This window comes from Vibrio splendidus, assembly GCF_002873455.1.
Taxonomy (GTDB): domain Bacteria; phylum Pseudomonadota; class Gammaproteobacteria; order Enterobacterales; family Vibrionaceae; genus Vibrio; species Vibrio splendidus_J.
In genome coordinates this window covers 1-24,384 of the sequence record NZ_MCUN01000022.1, presented here as the reverse complement: position 1 = coordinate 24,384, position 24,384 = coordinate 1, and the positions used below count along the sequence as shown (strand labels likewise).

At 43.6% G+C, this 24,384-nt stretch carries 17 protein-coding genes and 3 pseudogenes; 14 read left to right on the top strand and 6 right to left on the bottom strand.

The window, feature by feature from the left end; translation table 11 throughout:
- The first annotated feature begins 272 nt into the window (after positions 1 to 272).
- The 3 genes from pepT to BCU75_RS17110 all read left to right on the top strand — a co-directional run bounded on the left by pepT (position 273) and on the right by BCU75_RS17110 (position 3,028).
- Entirely contained in the window at positions 273 to 1,505 is a 1,233-nt protein-coding gene (gene pepT / locus BCU75_RS17120; protein ID WP_102474544.1) for a peptidase T, read from the top strand.
- A gap of 76 nt (positions 1,506 to 1,581) precedes the next feature.
- Positions 1,582 to 2,049, top strand: coding sequence for a DM13 domain-containing protein (locus BCU75_RS17115; RefSeq protein WP_102474543.1), 468 nt, complete (start codon positions 1,582 to 1,584; stop codon positions 2,047 to 2,049).
- A gap of 136 nt (positions 2,050 to 2,185) precedes the next feature.
- Positions 2,186 to 3,028: a mechanosensitive ion channel family protein gene (locus tag BCU75_RS17110; protein ID WP_102474542.1), complete on the top strand. Its 843-nt coding sequence runs from the start codon at positions 2,186 to 2,188 to the stop codon at positions 3,026 to 3,028.
- A 193-nt stretch (positions 3,029 to 3,221) separates the two neighbouring features.
- Here the strand turns inward: BCU75_RS17110 and BCU75_RS17105 are convergent, their stop codons facing one another.
- On the bottom strand, positions 3,222 to 3,665 hold the full coding sequence (locus BCU75_RS17105; protein WP_102467274.1) for a dCMP deaminase family protein: 444 nt from the start codon (positions 3,663 to 3,665) through the stop codon (positions 3,222 to 3,224).
- A 259-nt stretch (positions 3,666 to 3,924) separates the two neighbouring features.
- Here BCU75_RS17105 and BCU75_RS17100 point away from each other — a divergent pair, with 259 nt between their 5' ends.
- The 3 genes from BCU75_RS17100 to BCU75_RS17090 all read left to right on the top strand — a co-directional run bounded on the left by BCU75_RS17100 (position 3,925) and on the right by BCU75_RS17090 (position 9,239).
- Positions 3,925 to 5,067, top strand: a complete 1,143-nt coding sequence (locus BCU75_RS17100; protein WP_102474541.1) for an efflux RND transporter periplasmic adaptor subunit — start codon at positions 3,925 to 3,927, stop codon at positions 5,065 to 5,067.
- Positions 5,068 to 5,082: 15 nt separating this feature from the next.
- A complete protein-coding gene (locus BCU75_RS17095) occupies positions 5,083 to 8,235 on the top strand; it encodes an efflux RND transporter permease subunit (RefSeq protein WP_102474540.1) in 3,153 nt (1,050 codons plus the stop codon).
- A 317-nt stretch (positions 8,236 to 8,552) separates the two neighbouring features.
- The gene (locus tag BCU75_RS17090) at positions 8,553 to 9,239 is read left to right on the top strand and encodes a MaoC family dehydratase (protein WP_102474539.1); all 687 of its coding nucleotides are present in this window, start codon (positions 8,553 to 8,555) and stop codon (positions 9,237 to 9,239) included.
- A 118-nt stretch (positions 9,240 to 9,357) separates the two neighbouring features.
- Here the strand turns inward: BCU75_RS17090 and BCU75_RS17085 are convergent, their stop codons facing one another.
- Positions 9,358 to 10,173, bottom strand: coding sequence for a phosphate ABC transporter substrate-binding protein (locus BCU75_RS17085; protein WP_102467278.1), 816 nt, complete (start codon positions 10,171 to 10,173; stop codon positions 9,358 to 9,360).
- A 309-nt stretch (positions 10,174 to 10,482) separates the two neighbouring features.
- On the opposite strand from BCU75_RS17085, the gene BCU75_RS17080 reads away from it, so the two are divergent.
- The gene (locus tag BCU75_RS17080; protein WP_076674176.1) at positions 10,483 to 10,845 is read left to right on the top strand and encodes a DUF3024 domain-containing protein; all 363 of its coding nucleotides are present in this window, start codon (positions 10,483 to 10,485) and stop codon (positions 10,843 to 10,845) included.
- Positions 10,846 to 11,058: 213 nt separating this feature from the next.
- Here the strand turns inward: BCU75_RS17080 and BCU75_RS17075 are convergent, their stop codons facing one another.
- Both BCU75_RS17075 and rnb read right to left on the bottom strand, forming a co-directional pair.
- Complete coding sequence (locus BCU75_RS17075) at positions 11,059 to 11,865, bottom strand: AraC family transcriptional regulator (RefSeq protein ID WP_076674177.1); 807 nt, start codon at positions 11,863 to 11,865, stop codon at positions 11,059 to 11,061.
- A gap of 195 nt (positions 11,866 to 12,060) precedes the next feature.
- Positions 12,061 to 14,067 carry an exoribonuclease II gene (gene rnb / locus BCU75_RS17070; protein WP_102474538.1) on the bottom strand — a complete coding sequence of 669 codons (2,007 nt, stop codon included), beginning with the start codon at positions 14,065 to 14,067 and terminating at the stop codon, positions 12,061 to 12,063.
- Positions 14,068 to 14,375: 308 nt separating this feature from the next.
- On the opposite strand from rnb, the gene BCU75_RS17065 reads away from it, so the two are divergent.
- From BCU75_RS17065 to BCU75_RS17055, 3 genes and pseudogenes are all read left to right on the top strand, one after another.
- A complete protein-coding gene (locus BCU75_RS17065) occupies positions 14,376 to 16,463 on the top strand; it encodes a DEAD/DEAH box helicase (protein WP_102474537.1) in 2,088 nt (695 codons plus the stop codon).
- Positions 16,464 to 17,231: 768 nt separating this feature from the next.
- Positions 17,232 to 18,425: an acetate/propionate family kinase gene (locus BCU75_RS17060; RefSeq protein ID WP_102474536.1), complete on the top strand. Its 1,194-nt coding sequence runs from the start codon at positions 17,232 to 17,234 to the stop codon at positions 18,423 to 18,425.
- 342 nt (positions 18,426 to 18,767) lie between these two features.
- Positions 18,768 to 19,817 (top strand): annotated as a pseudogene (locus tag BCU75_RS17055) (cysteine synthase A).
- 95 nt (positions 19,818 to 19,912) lie between these two features.
- Here BCU75_RS17055 and BCU75_RS17050 read toward each other — a convergent pair.
- A complete protein-coding gene (locus BCU75_RS17050; RefSeq protein WP_102474535.1) occupies positions 19,913 to 20,479 on the bottom strand; it encodes a helix-turn-helix domain-containing protein in 567 nt (188 codons plus the stop codon).
- A gap of 100 nt (positions 20,480 to 20,579) precedes the next feature.
- On the opposite strand from BCU75_RS17050, the gene BCU75_RS17045 reads away from it, so the two are divergent.
- On the top strand, positions 20,580 to 21,773 hold the full coding sequence (locus BCU75_RS17045; protein ID WP_102474534.1) for a benzoate/H(+) symporter BenE family transporter: 1,194 nt from the start codon (positions 20,580 to 20,582) through the stop codon (positions 21,771 to 21,773).
- Between the two features lie 170 nt (positions 21,774 to 21,943).
- The gene (locus tag BCU75_RS17040) at positions 21,944 to 22,333 is read left to right on the top strand and encodes a hypothetical protein (RefSeq protein WP_102474533.1); all 390 of its coding nucleotides are present in this window, start codon (positions 21,944 to 21,946) and stop codon (positions 22,331 to 22,333) included.
- Positions 22,334 to 22,489: 156 nt separating this feature from the next.
- Here the strand turns inward: BCU75_RS17040 and BCU75_RS17035 are convergent, their stop codons facing one another.
- Positions 22,490 to 23,422, bottom strand: a complete 933-nt coding sequence (locus BCU75_RS17035) for a LysR family transcriptional regulator (protein WP_102474532.1) — start codon at positions 23,420 to 23,422, stop codon at positions 22,490 to 22,492.
- A 268-nt stretch (positions 23,423 to 23,690) separates the two neighbouring features.
- Between BCU75_RS17035 and BCU75_RS17030 the strand changes: the two are divergent.
- Positions 23,691 to 23,996: pseudogene (locus tag BCU75_RS17030) on the top strand (glycine betaine ABC transporter substrate-binding protein); the annotation flags it as partial.
- A 114-nt stretch (positions 23,997 to 24,110) separates the two neighbouring features.
- Positions 24,111 to 24,371, top strand: a pseudogene (gene tnpA, locus BCU75_RS17025) (IS200/IS605 family transposase); the annotation flags it as partial.
- Positions 24,372 to 24,384: the final 13 nt, after the last annotated feature.

The window sequence follows — 24,384 nt, the reverse complement described above, 5'->3', positions numbered from 1 at the left end:
TAGGCTGAGAGCGGAGGGCGTAGAATGCGTACAAAGCAATCGCTTATCATCCGTATGCAATGTTGAACTGACGAAACCCTCTGCTTTCAAGTATAGGAAGCTCGTCTAATTTCGCACAATAATGATTTAGAGCAATTACATACATGGTCAGGGGCGTAAGATGAAAAGCCTCGCGACTGACTCTGCGTACGTATTTAATTAACAATACCTCGCTCATCTACATGAATAATAAAGTCAGTAAATCAATTACTTAATCCATGGTGATATGAATTATGGAAAAGCTTGTCGAACGTTTTCTGAATTACGTTACTTTTGATACCAAATCCGATCCTTCTAATCAGCAGTGCCCAAGTTCACCGGGTCAAATTCCATTTGCTGAAGCCTTAAAGTCAGAATTGAATGCATTAGAGTTAGTTGATGTCTCTTTAGATGAAAATGGCTATTTGATGGCGAAATTGCCGTCGAATGTCGATTACGATGTGCCTGCCATTGGCTTTGTCGCGCATATGGATACCGCCCCTGACGCTTCAGGTGCGAACGTGAAACCACAGGTGATTAAAGATTATCAAGGTGGAACGATAGAATTAGGTGAAAGTGGCGAGAGTTTGAACCCAAGCCAATACCCAGATCTTGATGCCTTGCATAGCCACGACCTTATTACGACTGACGGCACGACTCTGCTTGGTGCCGACAACAAGGCGGGCATCGCTGAAATCATCAGCGCGATTGCTTACCTTAAAGCGAACCCAGAGATCAAACACGGCGATATTTGTATTGGCTTCACGCCAGACGAAGAAATTGGCCGTGGTGCGAACCTGTTTGATGTTGAGAAGTTCGGCGCTGAGTGGGCGTATACTATTGATGGTGGTCCAGTCGGTGAGTTGGAATTTGAGAACTTCAACGCTACTAGTGCCGATGTTATTTGTCATGGCGTAAATGTTCACCCAGGTACCGCAAAAGGCAAAATGGTTAATTCCATGAACATTGCAGCTCAATTCCAATTGATGATGCCAGCGCAAGAGACACCTGAGTGCACAGAAGGTTATGAAGGTTTCTACCACCTGAAATCAGCTGAAATGGGTGTAGCTCGCTCTGAACTGGGTTATATCATTCGTGATTTTGAACGTGAGGGTGTAGAAGCGCGTAAGGCATTCATGCAACAGAAAGTGGATGAGCTGAATGAGCGTCTTGAGAAAGGCCGTGTTGAGCTGGTGCTAACCGATAGCTATTTCAACATGAAAGAGATGGTTGAACCGCATCAACATATTATTGAATTAGCGAAGCAAGCGATGATTGAGTGCGATGTTGAGCCAATGATCAAGCCGATCCGAGGCGGTACAGACGGCGCTCGCTTATCTTTCATGGGGCTACCATGTCCGAATATTTTTACTGGTGGCTATAACTTCCACGGTATTCATGAGTTCATTACTATTCAAGGTATGGAGCAGGCGGTAAAAGTGATTGTTGAATTGTCTCAGCGTACGGCAACTCACTACCAAAAATAGCGACTTCCAACGCGATATCTCTTTGTATTTTTGAGAGTATTCAATAATACTCTCTTTAAGCATAAGGGAGTACGCGATGAAAAAGTTAGTTTTACTTTGCACCCACTTAGCCGTGGGTGTTTTTGGTTTTGGGCTTGGTGTCTATGCACTACCTATCTTGATTGAGCCTGATTCTCCTTCCTCAAGTTCTGTCGAAGCGATCAGTCAGCAGGCTATCTATACAGGTGAGTTCACTAAAGACCGACAAGACAGTGATTTTTTGCATTGGGGAGAAGGGAGAATTTCGGTGTCTGAAAGTGCGATAGCTTTTGAAGGGGAATTGGCGCCGGGACCCGATTATAAGGTTTACCTCTCACCTAAGTTCATTGAAACTGAACAAGCCTTCAATGATAGTAAAAGCGATTTACTGAGAGTTGGAGATGTAAAAACATTCGACCGATTTATGGTTGAACTTCCCGAAGATACTGATCTTAATCGATTTAATACCGTTGTGATTTGGTGTGAAACTTTTGGCCAATTTATTACTTCTGCCAAGATAAAATGATAGCCTTAGCTAAAATAGGCATGAAAGTGAGCGCTCTTTTTTTGAGCGCTTTTTTATAATGCGTTTTTTGGTTGAGTCAGTCGTTGTAAAGCTCATCGTTATAAAGCTTAATTGTTGTAATACAAAGGAATAAGTAATGGAAAAAATGTGGCAAGTGATCGATTTCTTACTCGCTAATAAGTTTATTTTTAGTGTGCTGATCATCGGCATTATATTAATAATCCGACGAATCACTTTGTCTCGAATCCGTGGTGATGTCGCTTTTTTAAGTGAAGATCAACGTAATTGGATGTCACGAACCAAGAACGGTACGTTTGCCATTATTATGGTCACTTTATTTGTGCTGTGGAAATCTGAAATCAGCGAATTTGCACTGTCGGTTACTGCCATTGCTGTTGCAATTGTGGTTGCTTCAAAAGAGATCATCTTGTGTTTCACGGGGTCGATTCAACGAGCAAGCTCTCGCTCGTTTCGAATTGGTGACTGGATCGAAGTAGGCAAAATTAGTGGTGAGGTGATTGAGCACAACTTGATGGCGACTGTGATTCAGGAAATCGACTTGTATCACGGGCAATACCATTTCACAGGCAAGACCGCCACGCTGCCAAATAGCATGTTCTTCACCTATCCTGTAAAGAATCTTAATTTCATGAAGCGCTACGTTTATCATAACTTTTTTGTGACGGTAAAAGATTTCGTCAATCTATATCCAATGGTGCCAGGTCTTATCGAAAAAATTGAAGAGCATTGTGAAGAATTTATTGATGTTGCACGCCGTTACAATGGGGTGATTGAAAAGCACGCTGGCGTTGACCTGCCGGGTTCTGAGCCTCATATCCATATCACGAGTAGCTCAACGGGCGAGCAAGAAGTGCACTTTATGATTTTCTGCCCGACGGAAAAAGCGATTCATTTAGAACAAGATATCCGTAAAGACTTCATGGAAGCGTATGCAGAGGCATTTCCAATTAGCGCTTAATCCTAACGAACGCTTTATGTTGTTTACACGTTTAGTATTTGAAACGCGAGATACTGAAAATAAGAAAAGAAAAAAGCAAAAGAAAGCCGAGAGCGATAATATCGACTCTCGGCTTTTTTGAATCTGAAATTCAGCTTAGCTATTAATTCAGGTCAGAGGCTAATCCAGGTCAGAGGCTAATCCAGGTTAGAGGCTAATCCAGATCTGCGAGTGGCAACCAATCCACTTCCACACCGGCTTGCTCGAACATATCTTGGCTTATTTTGATTTTATCTCCCCAACGAGAAAGGAAGTCTTCACTTTGCTCGGGGCAGTGGACAGCAGAGATACCTGTTTGAATGATTTTTGCCGCGCAGTTAGGGCAAGGGAAGTGAGTTACCCAAACTTCACAGCCATCCAAATCACGCTTAGCGAATAGAATTGCGTTCTCTTCAGCATGCAGTGTTTTTAGATACTTCATTTCACGATCATCAGTATCAGCACTGTCAGATACGCCATGAGGATAGCCATTAAAGCCTACTGATACGATTCGATTATGCTTAGTGATTACGGCGCCGACTTGAGTTGAAGGATCTTTACTCCAAGAACCGACCAATTCCGCCATTTGATAGAAACGTTTAGCCCATTTTGAAATCATGAGAATTCCTTAACAATTAAATGTGAATGCTTATCTGTCCGACAATACATTATGTTAGACAATATCCATAGAGAACAAAAGCTGAGAGGTTGATTTATCTACGGATTGTAACGTGTTTGTAATCACTTTATAAGCACTTGGTTTCAATTAACATATTGATACACTTTGGCTAGTTATAATTGATATTCCTCGGACAATCCTAATAGGTGTGTTACGTAACTTTTATGCTGTTCTATTTCTCATAAGTGACGGTATAACCATGCGTAAAAAGTTGATCCTTACGGCTCTTGCAAGTTCTCTTATTCTTGCTGGATGTGGGCAAGATGCTCAAAATGCCAAGCAAGCGCCTCTACCTCTCGTAGCTGTACAGGATGTTAGTGTTGTTTCTCACCAGCAAAGTAAGTCGTACATCGGTCGCATTGAAGCCGTTGAAGACACGGCTATTACAGCGCAGGTTTCGGGCTACTTACAAAGCCGTCATTTCAATGAAGGTCAAATGGTCGAAAAGGGGCAATTACTTTACTCGATTGAACCATCTTCATTTGAAGCTGAGGTAGCAAGCGCAAAAGCGTCTGTTGCTCAAGCGAATGCCAACCTCAAAAAAGCCGAGCTTGACTTCAACCGTGGTAAGAACCTACTTCCGAAAGGCAGTATTTCCCAATCTGAATTTGATGCATTAACCGCTTCTTTACTCGGTTCTCAAGCACAGCTTGAAGCAAGCCAAGCTCAGTTAAACGCAGCAAACGTTCAGCTTTCTCACACTAAAATCATTGCGCCTTTCTCAGGAAGAATCAGTGATACCAAGGTAAGCACAGGTGACTTAGTTTCCCCGTCTTCAGGTGTATTAACAACCTTGGTTAGCCTAGACCCAATCCACGCTTCTTTCAGCATCAGTGAGCGTGAACGCATTGAGTTAGGTATGGATCGTATTGAAGGTGATGGCAGCAGCGATTCTGCTCGTGTTGAAGTTCAGATCGTACTGGAAAACGGTGAAGCGTTTGAACATCTAGGTCAGCTTGATTTCTTGGGCAACCGTATCAACCTCAATACAGGTACAATCGCGATGCGTGCGATTGCCGATAACCCGAATCAGCAACTACTTCCAGGTCAACACGTTCGCGTTGATCTTCGTGATAAACAATCGATTGATGTTGTAACTATTCCTCGCCGAGCGGTTCAGACCGATTTAGAGGGTGACTTTGTGATGGTGCTAGTAGAAGGCGATGCATCTGCAACCGCAACCGCTGAGCGCAGAAACATCGAGATGGGTCGACAGGTTGAAGGCGGCGTGATCGTACACTCTGGATTAGAGGAGGGTGATGCAGTAATCACTCAAGGCTTACAACGTGTGCGTAATGGTATGTCTGTTCGTATTCAACCTTCTGCTGAACAAGCTGAGTAAAGGGGCTTATTTATTATGTTGAGTCGTTTCTTTATTCAAAGGCCTAAGTTCGCCCTTGTCATATCCATCATATTAACGCTAGCGGGTGCGATTTCTCTTGCGATCTTACCTGTAGCTGAATATCCAAAAATTAGCCCTCCTTCTGTTAGTGTGTCGGCATTCTATACAGGCGCGAGTGCTGAGGTTGTAGAACAGGCAATCGCCGACCCCATAGAGACGTCAGTGAATGGCGTAGAAGATATGATTTATATGTCTTCTAAAAGTGCTAACGATGGTTCATATAACCTTAATGTGACCTTTGATGTTGGTACTGATGCCGATATGGCTCAAGTCAACGTTCAGAACCGAGTTTCTCAAATTGAATCAAAGCTTCCCCAAGAAGTGAGAATGGTCGGCGTAACCGTGAAAAAGCGTTCACCTGACCTCTTGATGGTATTGAACTTTTATTCTCCAAACGGTGAGTATGACGACCAATTCCTTATTAACTACATCAACTTAAACATTAAAGACCAATTGGCACGAGTCTCTGGTATTAGTGAAGTTAATGTTTTGGGCGGCGGTGAGTATTCGATGCGTGTTTGGTTAGACCCTGAAAAGATGGCTAACCTCAACCTCACGACATCAGATGTTCATGGTGCATTGGCTGAACAGAACGTTCAAGTGGCTGCTGGCCGTATTGGCGCGGCACCTTACAGTAACTCTCAAGAAGTTCAGTTCAACTTAGTGACCAAAGGTCGACTAGAAACGGCTGACGAATTTGAAAACGTCGTTCTTCGTGCAAATCAAGACGGTTCAACCGTTTACTTAAAAGACGTTGCACGTGTGGAACTGGGTAAAAAGTTCTACGACGGCAATGGCAAATATCGTGGTCAAGATGCATCAATCGTTACTCTTTCGCTACAGTCAGACGCCAACGCACTAGAAAGCGGCAAAGCGGTGATGGGCATGTTGGACAACTTAAGCAAAAACTTCCCAGAAGGGGTTGCTTATGAAGCGAGTTACGACACCACATTATTCGTTGCGGAGTCGATTAAAGGGGTAGTGAAAACGCTCATTGAAGCTATCTTGCTGGTAATCGCGGTAACGTATTTGTTCCTGGGTAGTGCTCGTGCAACCTTGATTCCTGTAGTTGCGATTCCAGTATCTTTGATTGGTACCTTTGCCGTCATGCAGATGACCGGCTTTACCATTAACACGGTAACCTTGTTTGGTTTGATATTGGCGATTGGTATCGTAGTAGATGACGCCATCTTAGTTATCGAAAACGTTGATACGACGATGGCGAAAGATCCAACGATCTCTCCACGCAAAGCAACACTTATTGCAATGAAAGAAGTAACAGGCCCAATCGTTACTTCGACCTTAGTTCTGTTAGCGGTATTTATCCCTGTGGCAATGCTGCCAGGCATCACCGGCATCATGTATCGTCAGTTCGCTCTGACTATCTGTATTGCCGTTGTTATCTCTTCTATTAACGCTCTAACGCTGTCGCCAGCATTGTGTTCATTGGTTCTTAAACAGGGCGGTGGTAACACAGCACGTTGGTACCAAGCGTTTAACCGTGGTTTAGAGTCGGTAACAAACAAGTACGGTCAAATCGCTGGCTTTCTTGTGAAAAAGGGAGTTCTGCTGTTTACCTTCTTTTTTGTGGCATTAGCAGCAGTAACGTATTTCGCGAAAACCACGTCTACAGCATTTGTGCCTCAAGAGGATAAAGGCATTTTGCTGGTTAATGTGCAACTTCCTGATGCAGCATCACTGTCTCGTACCGAAGATGTGACCGAGCAGTTGCTAGAGATGGTTGAGCTGGAGCCGGGTGTTGATGGTGTGACACTCGTGAACGGTTACGCCTTTATGACAGGCGCTTCTGCATCGAATGGTGCATCGTTATTTATCAAGCTCCATGACTGGGACATGCGTAACGCGTTAGATGGCGATCATTCCGCACAGGCTATCTCGCAACGCATCAATGGTCGAGCCGCAACTGAACTGCCTCAAGCGATTGTATTTGCGATGGGACCACCAGCGGTACCGGGTATGGGAGCGGCTTCTGGGTTCGAATTTGTTCTTGAAGACACGCTAGGCCGTAGTCGTACGGATCTGGCGATGGTAATGAATGACGTGATTGCTGAGGCGAACAAACAGCCTGAGATTTCACATACCTTCAGTACTTTCCGTGCCAACGTTCCTCACTACTATGTCGATATCGACCGTGAGAAAGCGCAACAGTTAGGTATTCCGTTGTCGGAAATATTCCAAACTCTACAAGGTAATTTAGGTTCACTGTACGTGAACGATTTCACCATGTTTGGTAAGAACTTCCGTGTAACCATGCAAGCTGACAGTGAACACCGTAGCAGCATGGATGATCTCCAACGATTCCACGTGCGTTCGTCTGATGGCGAGATGATCCCGTTAAGCACATTGGTGACTTATGATCAGATCTTTGAACCAGATGTGGCATGGCGTTACAACATGTACCGCAGCGCGGTTATTCAAGGACAACCTGCACCGGGTTACTCAAGTGGTGACGCGATTGCAGCCATGGAGCGTGTGGCCGCTGACGTCTTACCGCAGGGTTATCAATACGAATGGACAGGAATGGCTTACCAAGAAGTATTGGCTGGCAACCAAGCGATCTTTGCTTTCGCACTGGCTCTGATCTTCATCTATCTGTTTATGGTGGCTCAATACGAGAGTTGGACAATACCGATTGCGATTATCCTAGTGGTACCTGTTGCAACCTTAGGTTCCTTTTTGGCACTAAACTTGACCGGCACGCCGCTAAACCTTTACGCACAAATTGGTTTGGTGCTCTTGATAGCCTTGGCCGCGAAGAACGCAATTTTGATTGTGGAGTTCGCGAAAGTCGAGCGTGAAGAGAAAAATACATTAATCGAAGAGGCGGCTGTGAAGGGGGGGACGCTGCGTTTCCGTGCTGTGAACATGACGTCTTGGTCATTCATTCTCGGTATCTTCCCGCTCATCTTTGCTTCGGGTGCAGGTCATGTGAGTCAGAACTCTCTGGGTATTTCACTGATTGGTGGCCTGTTATGTGTGTTACTGGCAGGTACGTTCTTAATTCCTGGTTTTTATGCATTCATACAGCGTAAGCGAGAGAAGGCACACGGTGGGAATACCAAGTTAGTCCCGCTTGATGACGAATAGGAAATTTAATTCTTTATAAACCAATTCCTTGTGAATTAGTCTCTTGTAAAAAACTTAGGCTTAGCGTTGTGCTAAGCCTTTTTTATTCCACTTGTGAATAAAAACGCTTTTTATATAATCAAATGTTGATTATGTGATAGAGCTAACACTCTAATTTGGGTTTTGTAATAAAATGATGTTTTATTATTAACCTACTGTTTATTAATGAAATAACAAGGTTCAGCTAACGGGTGTATGCTCGAAAACATTTGCACAATAGTGTGAAGTGTTTCAAAATTAACGAGTTATATTGAAATTTTTTGTGCATTGAGGTTCTTATGAAAGTCATTGATTTATTTAAACACCGAGGCGATAGCGTGTCTTCGCAACACTCAGAGTTTATGCAATGGATGTCTCCAGCTCTTAGAGATTACTGGGGCGACTTTCTGAATCGTACGCAAAATAGTCATTTCTTTGCTTGGGTTCGTGATCACCACAAACCGGCTGTAAACGAAGATGCACCAGAGATGCCAATAGAACAGCCGATCATCTTAAAGCGAGAAGCTCAGCTTGTGTTTGATGAGCTTAGTCAGCAGATCGGTGACGTTATTCATACTGGCGATTGGATCAATGTCAGTCAAGACCGTATCAACCAGTTCGGCCTTGTCACTGAAGACATGCAATGGATCCATACTGAACCTTCTAAGGCTGAAACAGATTCTCCGTTCAAAACAACCATCGCACATGGGTTCTTGACTTTGTCTCTGCTTCCTAGACTGACTGACAGTGTTGACCCTGATAAGTCTCAGTTTCCAACAGCGAAGATGGTTGTAAACATTGGTCTTAACCAAGTTCGTTTCCCATATCCTGTAAAGTCGGGCAGTAACGTCCGCGCTAAGAGTACATTGACAAAAGTAACGCCAATTAAAAAAGGTTTAGAGATTGAGCGTGAAATCCGCGTAGAAATCGAAGGGGTTCGTCGCCCTGGTGCTGTGATTGTTTCGGTTATCCAGCTTCACTTCTAGAGCTTTTTTGTAAGTAGAACTGCTTTTAAGCGATGATTATAGATTCAAAAAAAGAGAGAGCTAAATGCTCTCTCTTTTTGTTTGTACGATATCTCGCGTTTACTCTGTCTAAGAGCCGTTACTTAACACGTGTGTAGCCGTACTCTTCGATAAGATCTTGCCCATGCTTTGAATTCACGAACTTGATGAAATCTTTACTTTCGTCAGAAACTGATTCAGTTTTGTGTAGCAATAAGAATGGGCGAGCTAATTCATAGCTGTGATTAGCAATGTTCTTTGATGTCGGCTCCACGCCTTCAAAAGTGATTGCTTTAATTGAACGGTCGATAGAACCAACAGAGATGAATCCAATGGCGTGTGGGTTATGGTTAACAATCGTTTTTACCATGCTGTTACTGTTTACAACCAAGTTGTTTGGATTGATGTCAGAAACCAGACGGTCATTAATGATTTTTGTTAAACCCAGTAAACTTTCGAAGCTGTAGCGTGAACCAGAAGAAGCTTCACGAGTTACAACTGCGATAGGTTGATCAGCACCACCCACGGCTTTCCAGTTTGTGATTTTGCCTTTGTAGATATCGAATAACTGTTCACGTGTAACGTTGCTTACACCGTTTGAACGGTTAGTTACAACTGCTAGGCCATCAAAGGCAATTGGAAATACCTTCAATTTTTCGTCCTGTTCTCGGTCAGTTAAGTAACGCGAACTCATACCAATATCAGCGACCCCTTTATTAACCATAGTAATACCCGCAGTAGAACCGATGCCCTGAACCGCAATGTAGTTATCAGGGTGAGTCTTGTTGTACTCCTCTGCTAAAACATCCATCACTCGTGATACAGAAGTGGAGCCCGAAATATTGGTTTCTTGTGCTAAAGCAACTTGAGAAGACAGGGCTAAGGACAAAAGAGAGGCAAGCGCGACTCGTAACATAAACAACTCCTAGTAAATAACATTTGTTGGCTATGATAGGTCGGTTATATGACACTTTTGTGAAATTCTGTATGGATACGTTATAGCCGTTAATTTGGTTAGTGAAAGCCCGTGTGGCTGTCAAAGTAACTCTGATTAATGAAACTTAGACGGTTTTACGCTTTTCGAATGCGTTTGTTAAAGAAGGGTTCGTTTCTGGGAGCAGGGCGGGTATTTTGTTTGCACTTGTTCGCTAAAATGATCGTTGAGTCCTAAGCTGAGTAGAGGAATTCACTACTTAGAAGTTTCTATGAAGTTACAAGGGGTGTTATGTCCGTTATTCATATAGAACTGAATCGTCTTTTAATTGGGGCTGAGAGGCTCTGTACTTCTCGTAATCGCAGTTTGCCAGTCGAGTTAGGTAAATCCTTATATGAGGAGTGTGAGGGGGGTGTACTGTTTTCACAGGCGCATTATCTACTCGACTCGTCTCATAGTGATTACACAAACGAGATTGTCTGCGTTACCTTTGATGAATCGTTATCTTGTTGGTTGGTGGCGGTGCCACTTGAAGACAATGCAGAAACCGACTCTGTGAATTGGGGACCATACCCATACCTTCCTCAATCGAAGGATCTTGATGCTATTTTGGCTGAGATAGAAAAAGACCCTAAATCCTACTTCTGGTCGTGACCATTTTACTTAGGCGTTCGCTGGTGGTTTGAGACCAAACGAACGACCTTCGTAAATTTCAATCAACACATTTCAGATTTATACTTTTACCTGTACTTTCTAAGCATGTGGCCAAAGTGCGCCTTTCATTGCAATCTACTTATTTCATTGCAAACTACTTATGCTATTACAAAATGATGCAGTTAAGGCTGTGCAACTAATAAGATTGCGCAGCTAATAAGTTTGTGCAACCAAAGATCGGAAGTCTTTTGGAGTCTTACCGTGATAGGTTTTAAAGGCTGTACTGAAGTGTGCCGCGCTTTTAAACCCAGATTCATAAGCGATTTGAGTAATCGATTTATTCGATGTTCGGAGCTGTGTCGCTGCGTGTGCGATTCGCTTTATCTTTAACAGATTTGAAAAGGAAAGGTCTTCAGCCGATAAACGGCGCTTAAGTGTGGCTGGTGACATTCCCACATAGCTGGCTAGGGTATCGAGTGAGATATTGTTCTCGATGTTTTGTTCAATGTAATAAATGACCTTTTGCGTCACGGTTAACCTTGACGCTCGGGCAATAATAACTAATAGAGCAGGGTGCTGTTCCACCATTAGAGAGAGCAAACTTAAACCCAATTGAGTGAGTGCGTAGTCATTCTGAGTCGATGACTGAGCGAGTGATAGGATGAGTTCTTTCAACTGGCAGATTTCGGTATCAGTTTTATCAAACTTAATGTATTTATCCGGGACTCGAGTGGGTTCTAACTCGCTGAACTGATTGATGAACTTCTGAAAAATAGCCAAATCAAAATCTACGCAAGTTGCGCTGAATTCGCCATTCTCAGTGTCAACTGTGATGTCTTTAATCTGACCTGAATTATAAAGGGTAAAATCTCCGGCTTGTAATGAGGCTTTAGTCCCATCAGGTAACATGAAAGAAATACTGCCTTTAGAAACGATGAAAATACCGTTTTTAGAGGCGGGATAACGTTCCCGTTTCCTGGGAATGAAATTTCTAAATTGAGTAACTGTGATTGATGGCATAGTGCGCTTCTTTGACGTTGTAAACTGATTGCTTATTGATTGTTTTTTTTAAGTATTGTTTAAGCATGAGACATTTACAAAAAAAGGCGCTAATAATTAGCGCCTTTAGAAGTGAACCTTTGAAGCTTTTGACCTTGAAAGCCTTAACCTTGCAAGCTTTGACCTTGAAAGCCGTAACCGTTAAAGCTCTTAAGCTTAAGCTTCAGTTTCATTTGTTGTTTCAGGCTCGCTAGGCAAGTCCGCAAATACTTGAGTAGGTTTTGCTACTAAATTACGGTTTTCCTGATTAACTTCGAAGAGAACTACTTCTAAAACGTCTCCCAGTTTGTATACCATTTCTTTATCGATAGATACAGTACCCATATCACCGTTGCACTCTATTCTCTCTTTATTATCAATAATGAGAGAGCCAGGAATAAATGCAGCTGCACCATTCTCAAGTAGACGTACACGCATACCTGCACGGTTTATGTCGAAGATCTCTGCTTGGAAGCGAGTCTTTTCAGTGGGCGCATTCGCTAGAGTGCGAGCATACAACCAATCGCCAACATTGCGTTCAGCCATACCGTGGTGACGGCGGTGTAGGGCAAGTTCATCACCAATGGTTTCGTCTGGTGTTTGAATTGGCGCTTTACCTAAGATGTGAGCCTTAAGCATACGGTGGTTAATCATATCGCCGTATTTACGAATTGGAGAAGTCCACGTTGCGTAGATGTCTAATCCCATAGCGTAATGTGGTGCAGGTTCATTGCTGATCTCGCTGTACGCTTGGAATTTACGAATACGGTTGTCGTAGTAGCTGTTGTCTAGAGACCCCAACCAACGGCGCAGAGTTGCAAAGCCTTCTAGAGAAACGATCTGCTCTTCTGTAAACGGTGTTTCGGCTTCTGGATTAACCAGCTCCAAAACGTCTGTCAATTTCTCAGTTTTAAATCCAGAGTGACAGTTAAAGACGCCTTGGTTAAAGCTTTCTTTTAGTACTCGGCCTGCACAGATGTTCGCGCTGATCATCGACTCTTCAACCAGCTTGTTCGCGCTACGACGCATGTCAGCGTGGATAGCGACAACATCGTTGTCTTCGCTTAGTTCAAAGCGGTAGTCAGGGCGATCTGGGAACACAACTGCATTTGCCGAACGCCACGCTGAACGCGCTTGAGCAAATTGGTGAAGGTCAGAAACAATTGCAGCGATCTCTTCTGATGGTTGCCATTTCTCTGATGCGCCCGTTTCTAGCCAGTCTGATACATTATCATAAGCAAGGCGAGCGTGAGATTTGATGTTCGCAGCGAAGAAGTGAATGTCATCACCGATAACGCCATCTTTAGATACCGTTACTGTACAGCAAAGTGCCGGTCGAACTTCGTTCTCTATTAGTGAACATAAGTTGTCAGCAAGATCACGAGGCAACATTGGAATGTTGCGACCTGGAAGATAAATAGTGAAACCACGCTCGCGAGCCACTTTATCCATCGCATCATCTGGAGAGATGTAAGCGGTAGGATCAGCAATCGCAATAGTCAGTTCAAAATCACCGTTTTCTTTCTTCTTAGCGTAAAGCGCATCGTCCATATCTTTGGTGCTTTCACCATCGATAGTCACAAAAGGGACATGAGTCATGTCGACACGTTCAAGATCAGCGTCGTCTTTGATCTGCCACTCGTCGATGCCTTCAGGCTCGCTATTTGGTAGGTCGTTTTGTGCAAGCGTTACCCACCAAGGCGCGATCTTGTCGTCAGCGTCTGTGATTTTTTCAGAGATTTGAGCTAAGAATCCGTTGTCACCTTTTAGCGGGTGCTGAACGATATGAGCAACAACCCAATCGCCTTCTTTTAGCGTTTCAGGGTTTAGACCTTTCTTTGCTTTCGCTTTTAGTTGCAGCTTTTTCAGTTGCGGGTGATCAGGAACTACGTTCAAACGACCTTTAAACAACTTCACTCGAGCAATAAAACGAGTAAGGCCCTGTTCAATCAATTCCTCAGGCTCTGCTACTTCGCGATCTTTCTCGGTGCGAATGATGGCAATCACTTTGTCACCGTGTACACATTTCTTCATGTATGGCGGCGGAATAAAGAAACTGGTTTTGTTATCGACTTCTAGAAAACCAAATCCTTTTTCAGTGGCTTTGATTGTCCCTTCCTTTTTAGGGAGGGTTTCTTGGATTTGCTGTTTGAGCTGAGCGAGCAGAGGATTATCTTGAAACATTTGACTTTTATCTATCGAGGACAATTGAGCACACTATAATCATTGCGAGGCTTGATTACTACTTAAAGGCGAAGTGAGAGTGAATTAATCGCCCTCTTATTTAACTAGGTCAATTTGCTAGAAGTTTGGTGCTGTGACGAGATATTCATCAAGTTTTGACGATATGATAACCAGTATTGATGTAAAAGCGAAAAATATGTGATGTATTTCAATTTTTTCTGGATTTTTTTATGCATTTAGGGAATAATCCGCCTCCCTTAGACGTCCCTAATGGCTTGAAGTGTTTTATTACTGCTTCGTAACTCTGAATGGAATCAGTATCTGATTGGATCAGTATTGGAATTGATAGAGCTCCCGGGACCTTTTGTTTACTTATATATAGTGGGATCCCAATGTCCGAATCTGTAATTCAATTTAATGAATTAGCCCTTAACGATAACATTCTTTCAGCTCTTGATAGCATGGGTTTCGTTTCTCCGACTCCAATCCAAGCAGCAGCTATTCCTCTTCTTCTTGAAGGCCGTGACGCACTAGGTAAAGCACAGACTGGTACTGGTAAAACAGCAGCATTCTCTCTGCCTTTACTTAACAAAATCAACCTGAACCAACACAAACCACAAGCAATCATCATGGCTCCTACTCGTGAGCTAGCGATTCAAGTTGCTGCGGAAATCAAAAACTTAGGTCGTGACATCAACGGTCTTAAAGTTCTTGAAATCTACGGTGGTGCTTCAATTGTTGACCAAATGCGTGCTCTAAGCCGCGGTGCTCACATTGTTGTTGGTACTCCAGGTCGTGTTAAAGACTTACTAACTCGTGACCGTCTACACCTAGATGAAGCGCATACATTTGTTCTTGATGAAGCAGATGAAATGCTAAAAATGGGCTTCGTAGATGACGTTACTTGGATTCTTGAGCAAGCTCCAGAAACTGCACAACGTGTACTATTCTCTGCAACTATGCCTCCAATGGTTAAGACTATTGTTGACCGTTACCTACGTAACCCGGCTAGAGTTGACGTTGCTGGTACTAACCACACAGTTGACAAAGTAGCGCAGAATTACTGGGTTGTTAAAGGCGTAGAGAAAGACGAAGCAATGTCTCGTCTTCTTGAAACTGAAGAAACTGACGCGTCAATCGTATTCGTACGTACTCGTCAAGATACTGAGCGTCTAGCTGATTGGCTATCTGCACGTGGCTTCAAAGCTGCTGCACTGCACGGTGATATTCCTCAGTCTCTACGTGAGCGCACTGTTGATCACATCAAACAAGGTGTTATCGATATCCTAGTTGCAACTGACGTTGTAGCACGTGGTCTTGATGTTCCACGTATCACTCACGTATTTAACTACGACATCCCATTTGATGTTGAATCTTACATCCACCGTATTGGCCGTACTGGCCGTGCTGGACGTAAAGGTAAAGCGATCCTACTAGTTCGCACTAACCAAATCCGTATGCTTCGCACAATCGAGCGTGTAACTAAGTCTCAAATGGAAGAAATCCAACTTCCACAACGTGACGAAGTTGCTGCTGCACGTGTTGCTAAGCTTGGTGCTGAGCTTGAAACTGAGAAAGAGAGCAAAGCTCTAGAAAACTTCGCAGGTTTAATCTCTACACTACAAGAATCTCTAGAAGTTGATGCTGCTACTCTAGCTGCAATGCTTCTTAAGCGTCAGCAAGGTAAGAGCCCTCTATTCTACGTTGGCGAAGACCCAATGATCGCTGCTATTGAGCGTGATAAGAACCGTCGCAAAGAGCGTCGTGAAGACCGTGACAATGGTCGTGGCGATCGTAACTTCAATACGCAAGATTGGGATACGTACCAACTACAAGTTGGCCGTGAGCAAGGCGTTCAGGTTAAAGACATCGTTGGCGCACTAGCAAACGAACTAGGCCTAACTAAAGGTTCTATCGGTGCTATCAAGCTAGACCAAGGTTCAACTTACGTTCAACTGCCAAAAGCAATGAACTCTGAAACTGCTGGTAAGCTAAGCAAACTTCGCATTCGTCAAAAAGAAGCTGGCGCTGTAGTTGTTGATTTCAACGACTTCCGTGAGCCTCGTCGTGGCGGCGGCGGTCGTGATGGCAACCGTGGCGGTCGTGATGGCGGTCGTGGCGGTCGTGATGGCGGCGGCTACCGTGGTAACCGTGAAGGCGGTAATCGCGAAGGTGGTAACCGTGAAGGTGGCAATGGCGGTCGTGGTGGCTACCGTGGCAACCGTGACGGCGCACGTGATGGTAACTCTGCTGGTGGTCGTGATGGCGAACGTCGCTTTGACCGTAACCGTGGTGGTGATCACCGTGGTAACCACCGTGGCGAACGTGGCCATGGCAACGCAGCAGCTGGCAATGGCGGCAACCGCGGTCGTCGTCCAGAGCGCAGCGAAGGTTAATCAACCTTTAGTTTTAAGCTGAAGCTTACAAGCCAAGTGCTTATAGATAAATAGCTTAGACAGTGAATTTAAAAGCCGAGCATAATGCTCGGCTTTTTTGTGCGTGCTATTTTATTTTTCGCTTCTGTAGCACGTCCTAAGCGTAAGTTTAGATAGTGCCTCACATCAAAGGCAGCTCAGTGATATGTGCGTAAGCGCCGTTTAGCATGTTTGGTCTGGAGATATGGGAGTTGATCGATGTCTAGCAAAAAAATGCACAGCTAGAGTGAAAAATGAATTTTGATGTAAGAATAAATCAACCGCTCGACCCGCGTCAGTTAGATCTTCAAGTTCCGGGGCGCGATTAAACTTCTTAAAATCTATCAGCGGACATTGGCAACCAACGAGCTCTATACTTAAATGTTGTGCTGTATTTTTTGAGGTCGCAGCTTAGAACGATAGCTTGCTCTAGTGGTTTTAAGTGGCTTTATGGGCTTAATCTATGAACTAGGCTCTTGGATAAGCTCTCAGTACCAGATGACTTTGTTCTCAATGTGGTTTGTATGAATCTATCAGTTTCATAAGTGCATTTACTTTATCTAATTCAACTATTTTTTAATTTTCGTTCTCGAAAGAAATAAATTAATGACTAAGATCAACTTAATTGTGTTCATTTAGTGGTTTTTGCAAAACAAAAGTTGAAAGATTCAAAAATTATTGAATAATGGACTTAACTAAAATTGAAGCGCAAACTTCACTAAATTCGTACTGAAACAGGATCCATATCCAATGTCTAATTCGTTTGTTCTGGTTATTAACTCGGGTAGTTCTTCCCTTAAATTTGCTGTCATCGATTCTGTTTCTGGTGACGCAGTATTAAGTGGCTTAGGGGAGTGTTTTGGTCTTGAGGACGCTCGCATGAGCTGGAAGCATCAAGGTCAGAAAACAGAAATTGCTATTCAAGGCGAGGGTAACCACCACAAAATTGCCATTGGCAAATTGGTTGGCCTGATGGAAGACTTAGGCTTCACAGCTGATATCGTGGCTATTGGTCACCGTATTGTTCACGGCGGTGAAAAGTTCACTCAAACTGTTCGTATTACTGAAGAAGTAACGAGTGAGATTGAAAGCCTATCTGACTTAGCTCCACTTCATAATCCAGCAGGTGCTATCGGTATCCGTGCTGCGATTGAAGCTTTCCCTTCTCTACCTCAATTTGCTGTATTTGATACGGCTTTCCACCAAACAATGCCACAACGTGCATTTACTGGTGCAATCGCAAAAGAATTATACACAGACTTCGGTGTTCGTCGTTACGGCTTCCACGGTACGAGCCACTACTTCGTTAGCCGTGAAGCTGCGAAAATGGTGAATAAGCCAGTTGAAAAAGCTAGCTTCATATCTGTTCACCTAGGTAACGGCGCATCTGTATGTGCAATCAAAGATGGTAACAGTGTTGACACATCAATGGGTTTCACTCCGCTTTCTGGCCTTATGATGGGCACACGTTGTGGTGACTTAGATCCAGGCATCATCGAGTACCTACTTAAGAAAGGTTGGTCACAAGAACAAGTCTTTAACTCTCTAAACAAGGAGTCTGGCTTCCTTGGCGTGTCTGGTCTTACGAGCGATGCTCGTGGCATTCTAGAAGCGATGGAAGAGGGCCACGAAGGCGCTAAGCTTGCTTTTGAGGTGTTTACTTACCGTGTCGCTAAATACGTTGCTTCTTACCTTGCAACGCTAGATTCTTTAGATGGCATCATCTTCACTGGTGGTATCGGTGAGAACTCTCTACCAATTCGTCGTGAGATCCTAAGCAACCTAAAGATTCTTGGTTTTGTTGAAGACGTAGCAGGCAATGAAGCCGCTCGTTTTGGTGCTGAAGGCATCATCGCTAAGTCAGAGATGCTAGACGCAGTAGCAATGGTTATCCCAACTAACGAAGAATTCGTTATTGCTCAACAGTCTGTAGAACTTCTGTAATCTGAGCTAAAGTTTAAGCAAGAGAAAGACAATCAAAAGCGAGCCTAATTGGTTCGCTTTTTTGTGTCTAGTAAATATGCGTCTGAACGCCTTAGCATGGGGCCAAATTAACTATGCCATTACATAGCCCACAAGGCCATCGTCAAACGTTTTTAAAAAAGTGTTTACCCTCAATCTTATCGATCACTCTTAATTCTAATTCTAATTCTAATTGTTATTGAGAAAATGAGAGTCTTTTCAAATCCGGCACTCCTTGACTAAGCAAACCTCAGAGCTACGCTTATGATCATCGACAACTCAATCGATGAACAAACTCACCCCCAACAAATAAATGGAGTCGCGATGTCATCTGTCCACATTGCAAACAATCTCAGTGAACTCATTGGCGATACCGATCTGGTTAGAATCAACAGTCTTTCAGAGATATCAGGTTGTGAGATTCTTCTTAAGTGCGAACACCAGAACCCAGGTGGTTCGATTAAAGATAGAGCGGCACTTCAGCTTGTTAGGGATGCAGTTGAAGCTGGCAAGCTTAAGCCGGGAATGACAATCGTCGAAGGTACTGCAGGAAATACGGGGATTGGCCTTGCTTTGGTGGCTAAATCTCTCGGTTATAAAATGTTGGTGGTGATGCCCAAAGGGCAGGCACAAGAGAAAGAGCGTATGATCTCGCTTTATAACGCTGAATTGTCATTGGTCGACCCTTGTCCTTTTGCAAATCCTCAACACTTTTACCACACAGCCAAGCGGATTGGTGTTGAAAACGAGAATTATTGGTGGGCAGATCAGTTCGAAAATCTCAGTAATTATCGAGCGCACTATTTGAATACTGGACCGGAGATCTGGCAGCAAACACAAGGTAAAATTGATGCTCTAGTTTCAGTGGTGGGGACTGGAGGAACTATTGCAGGAAACTCACACTACCTATCTGAGCAACAACCCAATCTCGAAACTTGGTTGGTTGACCCAAATGGGTCTGGCATTTATTCGTTTCTCCGTAATGGACAGTATCAATCTACAGGAAGTTCGTTCACGGAAGGTATAGGGATCATGCGAACGGTTGAAAATTTCAGGTAGGCAAAAATCAATCGTGCAATCACGCTGCCCGATCAGGATTTGGTTACGATATCCCGTCTTGTTGCGGAACATGACGGTATTCTTCTAGGAAGCAGCTCGTCGTTGAACGTAGCAGGAGCGCTATACGCTGCGGCTAGAATGGGGAAAGGGAAAACCATCGTTACATTTAGCTGTGACCTAGCTGAGCGCTCGTATTCGAAGCTGCACAACGAAGCGTTTCTGAAAGAAAAAGAGATACAGCTTAATAAAGAAAACCTTTCTCAACTATGGGCTCGTTATCAAGCAGAAGATGGCAGCATGGTTGTCAACGTATAGTCGTTCTAAGTGAATACTAGCCAGTGGTCTGCCATTAATCCGTTAGAGCTAAGCATCCGGTTAGCTCTAAACATCTGTTAGCGCCAAATCCGACACTATTGCTTGCTGTTAGGGTAGTGAATCACATTGTGGAATATGGCATTTCCTTCACCTATATTTTTGTAGCCATGGTTCTGGTTGGCATTGAAGCGAACGGCTTGCCCTGCTCTTAACGTTTGCCACTCACCATCAAACAGCACAGCCATCTCTCCCGAAATACATAAAATGTGCTCAGTGACGCCTACGTTATGCGGTTCGGATTCATGGTGATAATCGGGTGCTAGAGTTAGTTCGAATATTTCAAACCCTAGTGCTTCCTCAAAAGGAAACAACAAACTGACGAAGAAACCAATGTTGTATTCCTCATGCCTTAGTTCGTTTGCATCTCTGAATAAGCTCGTCAGTTCACTGTTTGAACTAGCAGCGATAAAACTCGAAAGTGACACCTCGAACCCAGAAGCTATCTGCCAGAGCTTAGCGACTGTTGGGCTTGATTCTCCACGTTCAATTTGTCCTAGCATTGCTTTACTCACGCCTGTTGCTTTTGCCGTTTTGTCTAAGCTCCAGCCTTTCTCTTGGCGAAGGCGTTTCAAGTTAACGCCGACTTTAATTTCTGTTTGCATCTTTTCTCTACAAATTTTTTTAAAAATCAGTTGTGCGTTATAGCGCACAGGTGCTAAGTTCAATCTATGGACGTTATAACGCACACCGGAACAAATTAACATGACTAAGCTAAAATTTTCTCACGTCAGTACCGGCTTTATTGCTGTTTTCATCGGTTATGCGAGTGCTGCTGCGATCATTTTCCAAGCGGCGATGAGTGCAGGAGCAACTGAAGAGCAAGTCGCGTCATGGTTTTGGGCGTTGGGAATTGGCATGGGCGCCACTACGATATTGCTCTCGCTCTATTACAAGAAACCTGTGGTTACAGCTTGGTCGACCCCCGGAGCAGCGTTGTTAATTACTTCTTTGGAAGGGCTAACAATGAATCAGGCGGTTGCGGTGTTCTTTTTTAGCTCTTTGTTGATCACGCTGGTTGGCTTAGCGGGAATCTTTGAGAAGGTACTCAAACAGATCCCAACATCAATCGCATCTGCCATGCTGGCGGGGATTTTGTTGCAGTTTGGTTTGGGTTTATTTGCGTCGTTAATGGAAGAAGTTCAGATAGTTGCGGTCATGCTTGCTGTATTTATTTTGGCTAAAGCAAGGTTAGGAAACTTACTGATCCCAAGTATTTTCGTTATTGCTTTGGTGATGTGTGTCGGTTTTGGCAAACTTGATGTCAGTCAGGTCACAGTAGGTTTAACTGTACCGGTATTCATTATGCCTGATTTTGAGTTCTTCTCGTTGGTTAGCGTCGGTATCCCACTGTTTATTGTGACTATGGCTTCGCAGAACTTGCCAGGTTTTGCTGTGCTTAAAGCGAACGGATACCAAGTTGATTCATCTAAGATCATCACCACCACTGGTGTGATCGGGCTACTATTGGCCCCGCTTGGTGGCTTTGCGTATAACCTTGCAGCAATTACAGGGGCGATCTGTATGGGTCCCAATGCCGATGATAATCCAAAAACACGTTATATGGCTGGGGTCTCGATGGGTGTATTTTACCTGTTAGCTGGTGTGATGGGGATGTCATTCGTATCGTTGTTCAGCGCGGTTCCCTCAGCGGTTGTGATAGCGGTCGCAGGTTTAGCAGTGATGCCTACATTGATGAATTGTTTAGCCGTTTCGATGACAGACAACCACTATCGAGAGCCCGCACTTTTTACTTTCCTATTCACTGCTTCGGGCACTAATTTACTGGGGATCGGCAGTGCATTTTGGGGTCTGTGCATCGGGTTATTTTGTTGCTGGTTACACAATTACAAGGCTAAGTCGCGTGGAGTAGACAAGACTTCGCAAACTTCGTCGTAATGAAGTGATGTCCCAAGTGAGTGAAGCCTTCAATTTATCAGTCGTCATTGTGGTGCTCTGTACTTGGTAAAAATAATCAGTACGAATCAGCCTTAGGTTGTGATTGAGATAGTATTTTGCTACAAAACGCGCATAATCTCGCTATACAACATTTAAACAAGAATTTACCTATGACGACCTTTCAATACTACTTTCACCAATTGCCTTGCTTCGACTGTAAAAAAACAACGGTAAGTACTGATCTTGGTTGGTTAACGCCTGCGATGAAAGAGGATGCTATAGCTCAACTGACAGCGACTCTTGCGCAAGGTGAGATTACACCTGATCTTTCAGCAAACGTGGTTTGTACTAAAGATGAAGCTCGTGAGTACCTACTACTAAACTTCTTCGGTTATTCAGAAGAAGAGCTAGCAAGCGAAATCGAAGCGGATGATGAAAAAGAAGTCGCGGATGAGATCGCAGAGTTACTGGAAGAAGGCGAAGATACGATCACTTTCGAACATGAAATTGCTCTGCAGTGCTGTGCAGATTGTGACGTTGTTGAAGACGAGTCAAACTAAACTTTTGTACTAAGGTTATTAAACCAAGTACTTATAGTAAAGTCAGTATGTTCATCATACTTATATGATGTTCAAATGATTAAAGGCGTTAGCGAATTTAAGTTCGCTAACGCCTTTTTTGTATCCCTACTTCTTATCTCTAAACTACATTAGATCCTATGATATTTTGCTTTCTATAATGCCTTGTTCACTAAGTTGCGAAAGGATCTCCGCAGTTTTATCGCGGAATAGATCTCTTAATAAGCGAACAGTCGGGGTGATGGATTGACGACTTGGGCATACTAGCCACAGCTCTGTAGGTGTTGGTTTGAATTCAGGCATAACATTGATGACCTCACCAGAGAGCAAGTGCTTCGACATATCTAAACAAGACTTTATTGCGATACCTTTCCCTGCAATACACCAACGTCTCACAAGATCAGCGTCGTTCGATGCTCGATTCCCTTTAAGCTTCACTTTATGATCTTGATTGCCATCGTTAAACACCCATTCGTCTTGCAACATGTCATGGAGTTGGTAAAGCAAACCATTGTGCTGAGCTAAGTCACTAGGCTGTTTTGGCGTGCTTTGATCGATTAAGTATTGAGGGGTTGCACATAATACCCTTGGCACATCACAGATTTTAAAGCCATACATGTTGGCATCAGTCGGGGATCCATAACGCAACGCCATATCAACGGAATCACGATAAAAATCTATGTTGCTGTCACTGATGCTGGTTCGAAGTGTTGCCTTTGGGTATTCAAGCAAGAACTCATCTAGCCAAGGTGTGATTAGGTTTCGTCCTAGATCAGAAGAAAGCGCGATGCGAATTTCACCATCCAGAATACCAAGCTCTTCTCTCATGTTGAGCTTAGCTTGATCTAGCATTTTTAAAGCTTGCTCACACTCTGGTAAATAGCGTTCGCCTGCTGAAGAGAGCCTTAGGTGGCGAGTGGTTCTTACAAACAATTCAGCACCCAGTGCAGCTTCAACACGTTTAACCGCAGCGCTTGCAGTGGCAGTACGCATATCTAGGTTGGTGGCTGCTGCTGTAATACTGCGAAATTCCGCCACTTTCAAAATGACCTGTAAGTCTTCAAGAAGCATGTTATCTACCTGTATTGAATTATGTTCTAAACATGGAGTTGGAATGTTTCCTCATCACAATCTGCAAATGGGTTATCCCTACTTATCGATTCTAAGTTAGCTTCAAACACTCAATTGTCAAAACTAATTTGATAATGATTCAAATGTGAGGCTGTTTTTCATTAGTAATTTTCTCACTATCATTTTCCCATATCGACAACGTAGCGCAGTACGAATTGTATGAACGAAGCCTATGATCTAAGGGGATAAGATGATTAAGAAAATCATAATGGGTGTAACGGATTTGTCGTTCCACCGTACGACCGCATCGTTGGTTGCCAATGTATTGAAAGCCATGGGGTTTGAGGTAGAGCGTATTTTCTCTCCACATCAGGAGAACTTTGAAAAGCTGAAAGCAGGGCAAGTGGATATGCTTTCTTCTGCGTGGTTGCCATCAAGTCACGGTATTTACAAAGCGGGCGTTGAAGACGTTGAGCCGCTTATCGAGCTTGGGCTCCATTATGAACCTTACGCGTTGTGGGGTGTACCAGACTATGTGCCTGAAGAGGCGGTTTCTGAAGTCTCTGATTTATTGGCCCCTCAAAACCACCGCCTAGGGCGGTGGTGATTGTTCCTTGAGGCTATAGCCTGAAGAAGTGCCCATGTTAGAAGTAACCTCTTATTCACCACAAGTAAGGGAAACAACCACATGGGCGATTATAGAAGTTCATCACATGTCTATTGGCGTTGCAAATACCATATAGTTTGGACTCCAAAGTACAGATATAAGATTTTTAAAGATAGGGTTGGAAAGGAGCTTTATCGTTCAATCTATATCTTGTGCAATATGAAAGACTGCGAGGTTTTAGAATTAAATGTTCAACCAGATCATGTTCACCTTGTTGTCATTATTCCTCCCAAGTTGTCGATCTCGAGTTTGTTAGGAGTTTTAAAGGGCCGAACTGTAGTGGCATAGTGAATTT

What these genes read in the sequence shown, in the direction of transcription:
- pepT (WP_102474544.1), top strand. Translation starts at nt 273, where the DNA reads ATGGAAAAGCTTGTCGAACGTTTTCTGAATTACGTTACTTTTGATACC.
- BCU75_RS17115 (WP_102474543.1), top strand. Translation starts at nt 1,582, where the DNA reads ATGAAAAAGTTAGTTTTACTTTGCACCCACTTAGCCGTGGGTGTTTTT.
- BCU75_RS17110 (WP_102474542.1), top strand. Translation starts at nt 2,186, where the DNA reads ATGGAAAAAATGTGGCAAGTGATCGATTTCTTACTCGCTAATAAGTTT.
- BCU75_RS17105 (WP_102467274.1), bottom strand. Translation starts at nt 3,665, where the DNA reads ATGATTTCAAAATGGGCTAAACGTTTCTATCAAATGGCGGAATTGGTC.
- BCU75_RS17100 (WP_102474541.1), top strand. Translation starts at nt 3,925, where the DNA reads ATGCGTAAAAAGTTGATCCTTACGGCTCTTGCAAGTTCTCTTATTCTT.
- BCU75_RS17095 (WP_102474540.1), top strand. Translation starts at nt 5,083, where the DNA reads ATGTTGAGTCGTTTCTTTATTCAAAGGCCTAAGTTCGCCCTTGTCATA.
- BCU75_RS17090 (WP_102474539.1), top strand. Translation starts at nt 8,553, where the DNA reads ATGAAAGTCATTGATTTATTTAAACACCGAGGCGATAGCGTGTCTTCG.
- BCU75_RS17085 (WP_102467278.1), bottom strand. Translation starts at nt 10,173, where the DNA reads ATGTTACGAGTCGCGCTTGCCTCTCTTTTGTCCTTAGCCCTGTCTTCT.
- BCU75_RS17080 (WP_076674176.1), top strand. Translation starts at nt 10,483, where the DNA reads ATGTCCGTTATTCATATAGAACTGAATCGTCTTTTAATTGGGGCTGAG.
- BCU75_RS17075 (WP_076674177.1), bottom strand. Translation starts at nt 11,865, where the DNA reads ATGCCATCAATCACAGTTACTCAATTTAGAAATTTCATTCCCAGGAAA.
- rnb (WP_102474538.1), bottom strand. Translation starts at nt 14,067, where the DNA reads ATGTTTCAAGATAATCCTCTGCTCGCTCAGCTCAAACAGCAAATCCAA.
- BCU75_RS17065 (WP_102474537.1), top strand. Translation starts at nt 14,376, where the DNA reads ATGGAATCAGTATCTGATTGGATCAGTATTGGAATTGATAGAGCTCCC.
- BCU75_RS17060 (WP_102474536.1), top strand. Translation starts at nt 17,232, where the DNA reads ATGTCTAATTCGTTTGTTCTGGTTATTAACTCGGGTAGTTCTTCCCTT.
- BCU75_RS17050 (WP_102474535.1), bottom strand. Translation starts at nt 20,479, where the DNA reads ATGCAAACAGAAATTAAAGTCGGCGTTAACTTGAAACGCCTTCGCCAA.
- BCU75_RS17045 (WP_102474534.1), top strand. Translation starts at nt 20,580, where the DNA reads ATGACTAAGCTAAAATTTTCTCACGTCAGTACCGGCTTTATTGCTGTT.
- BCU75_RS17040 (WP_102474533.1), top strand. Translation starts at nt 21,944, where the DNA reads ATGACGACCTTTCAATACTACTTTCACCAATTGCCTTGCTTCGACTGT.
- BCU75_RS17035 (WP_102474532.1), bottom strand. Translation starts at nt 23,422, where the DNA reads ATGCTTCTTGAAGACTTACAGGTCATTTTGAAAGTGGCGGAATTTCGC.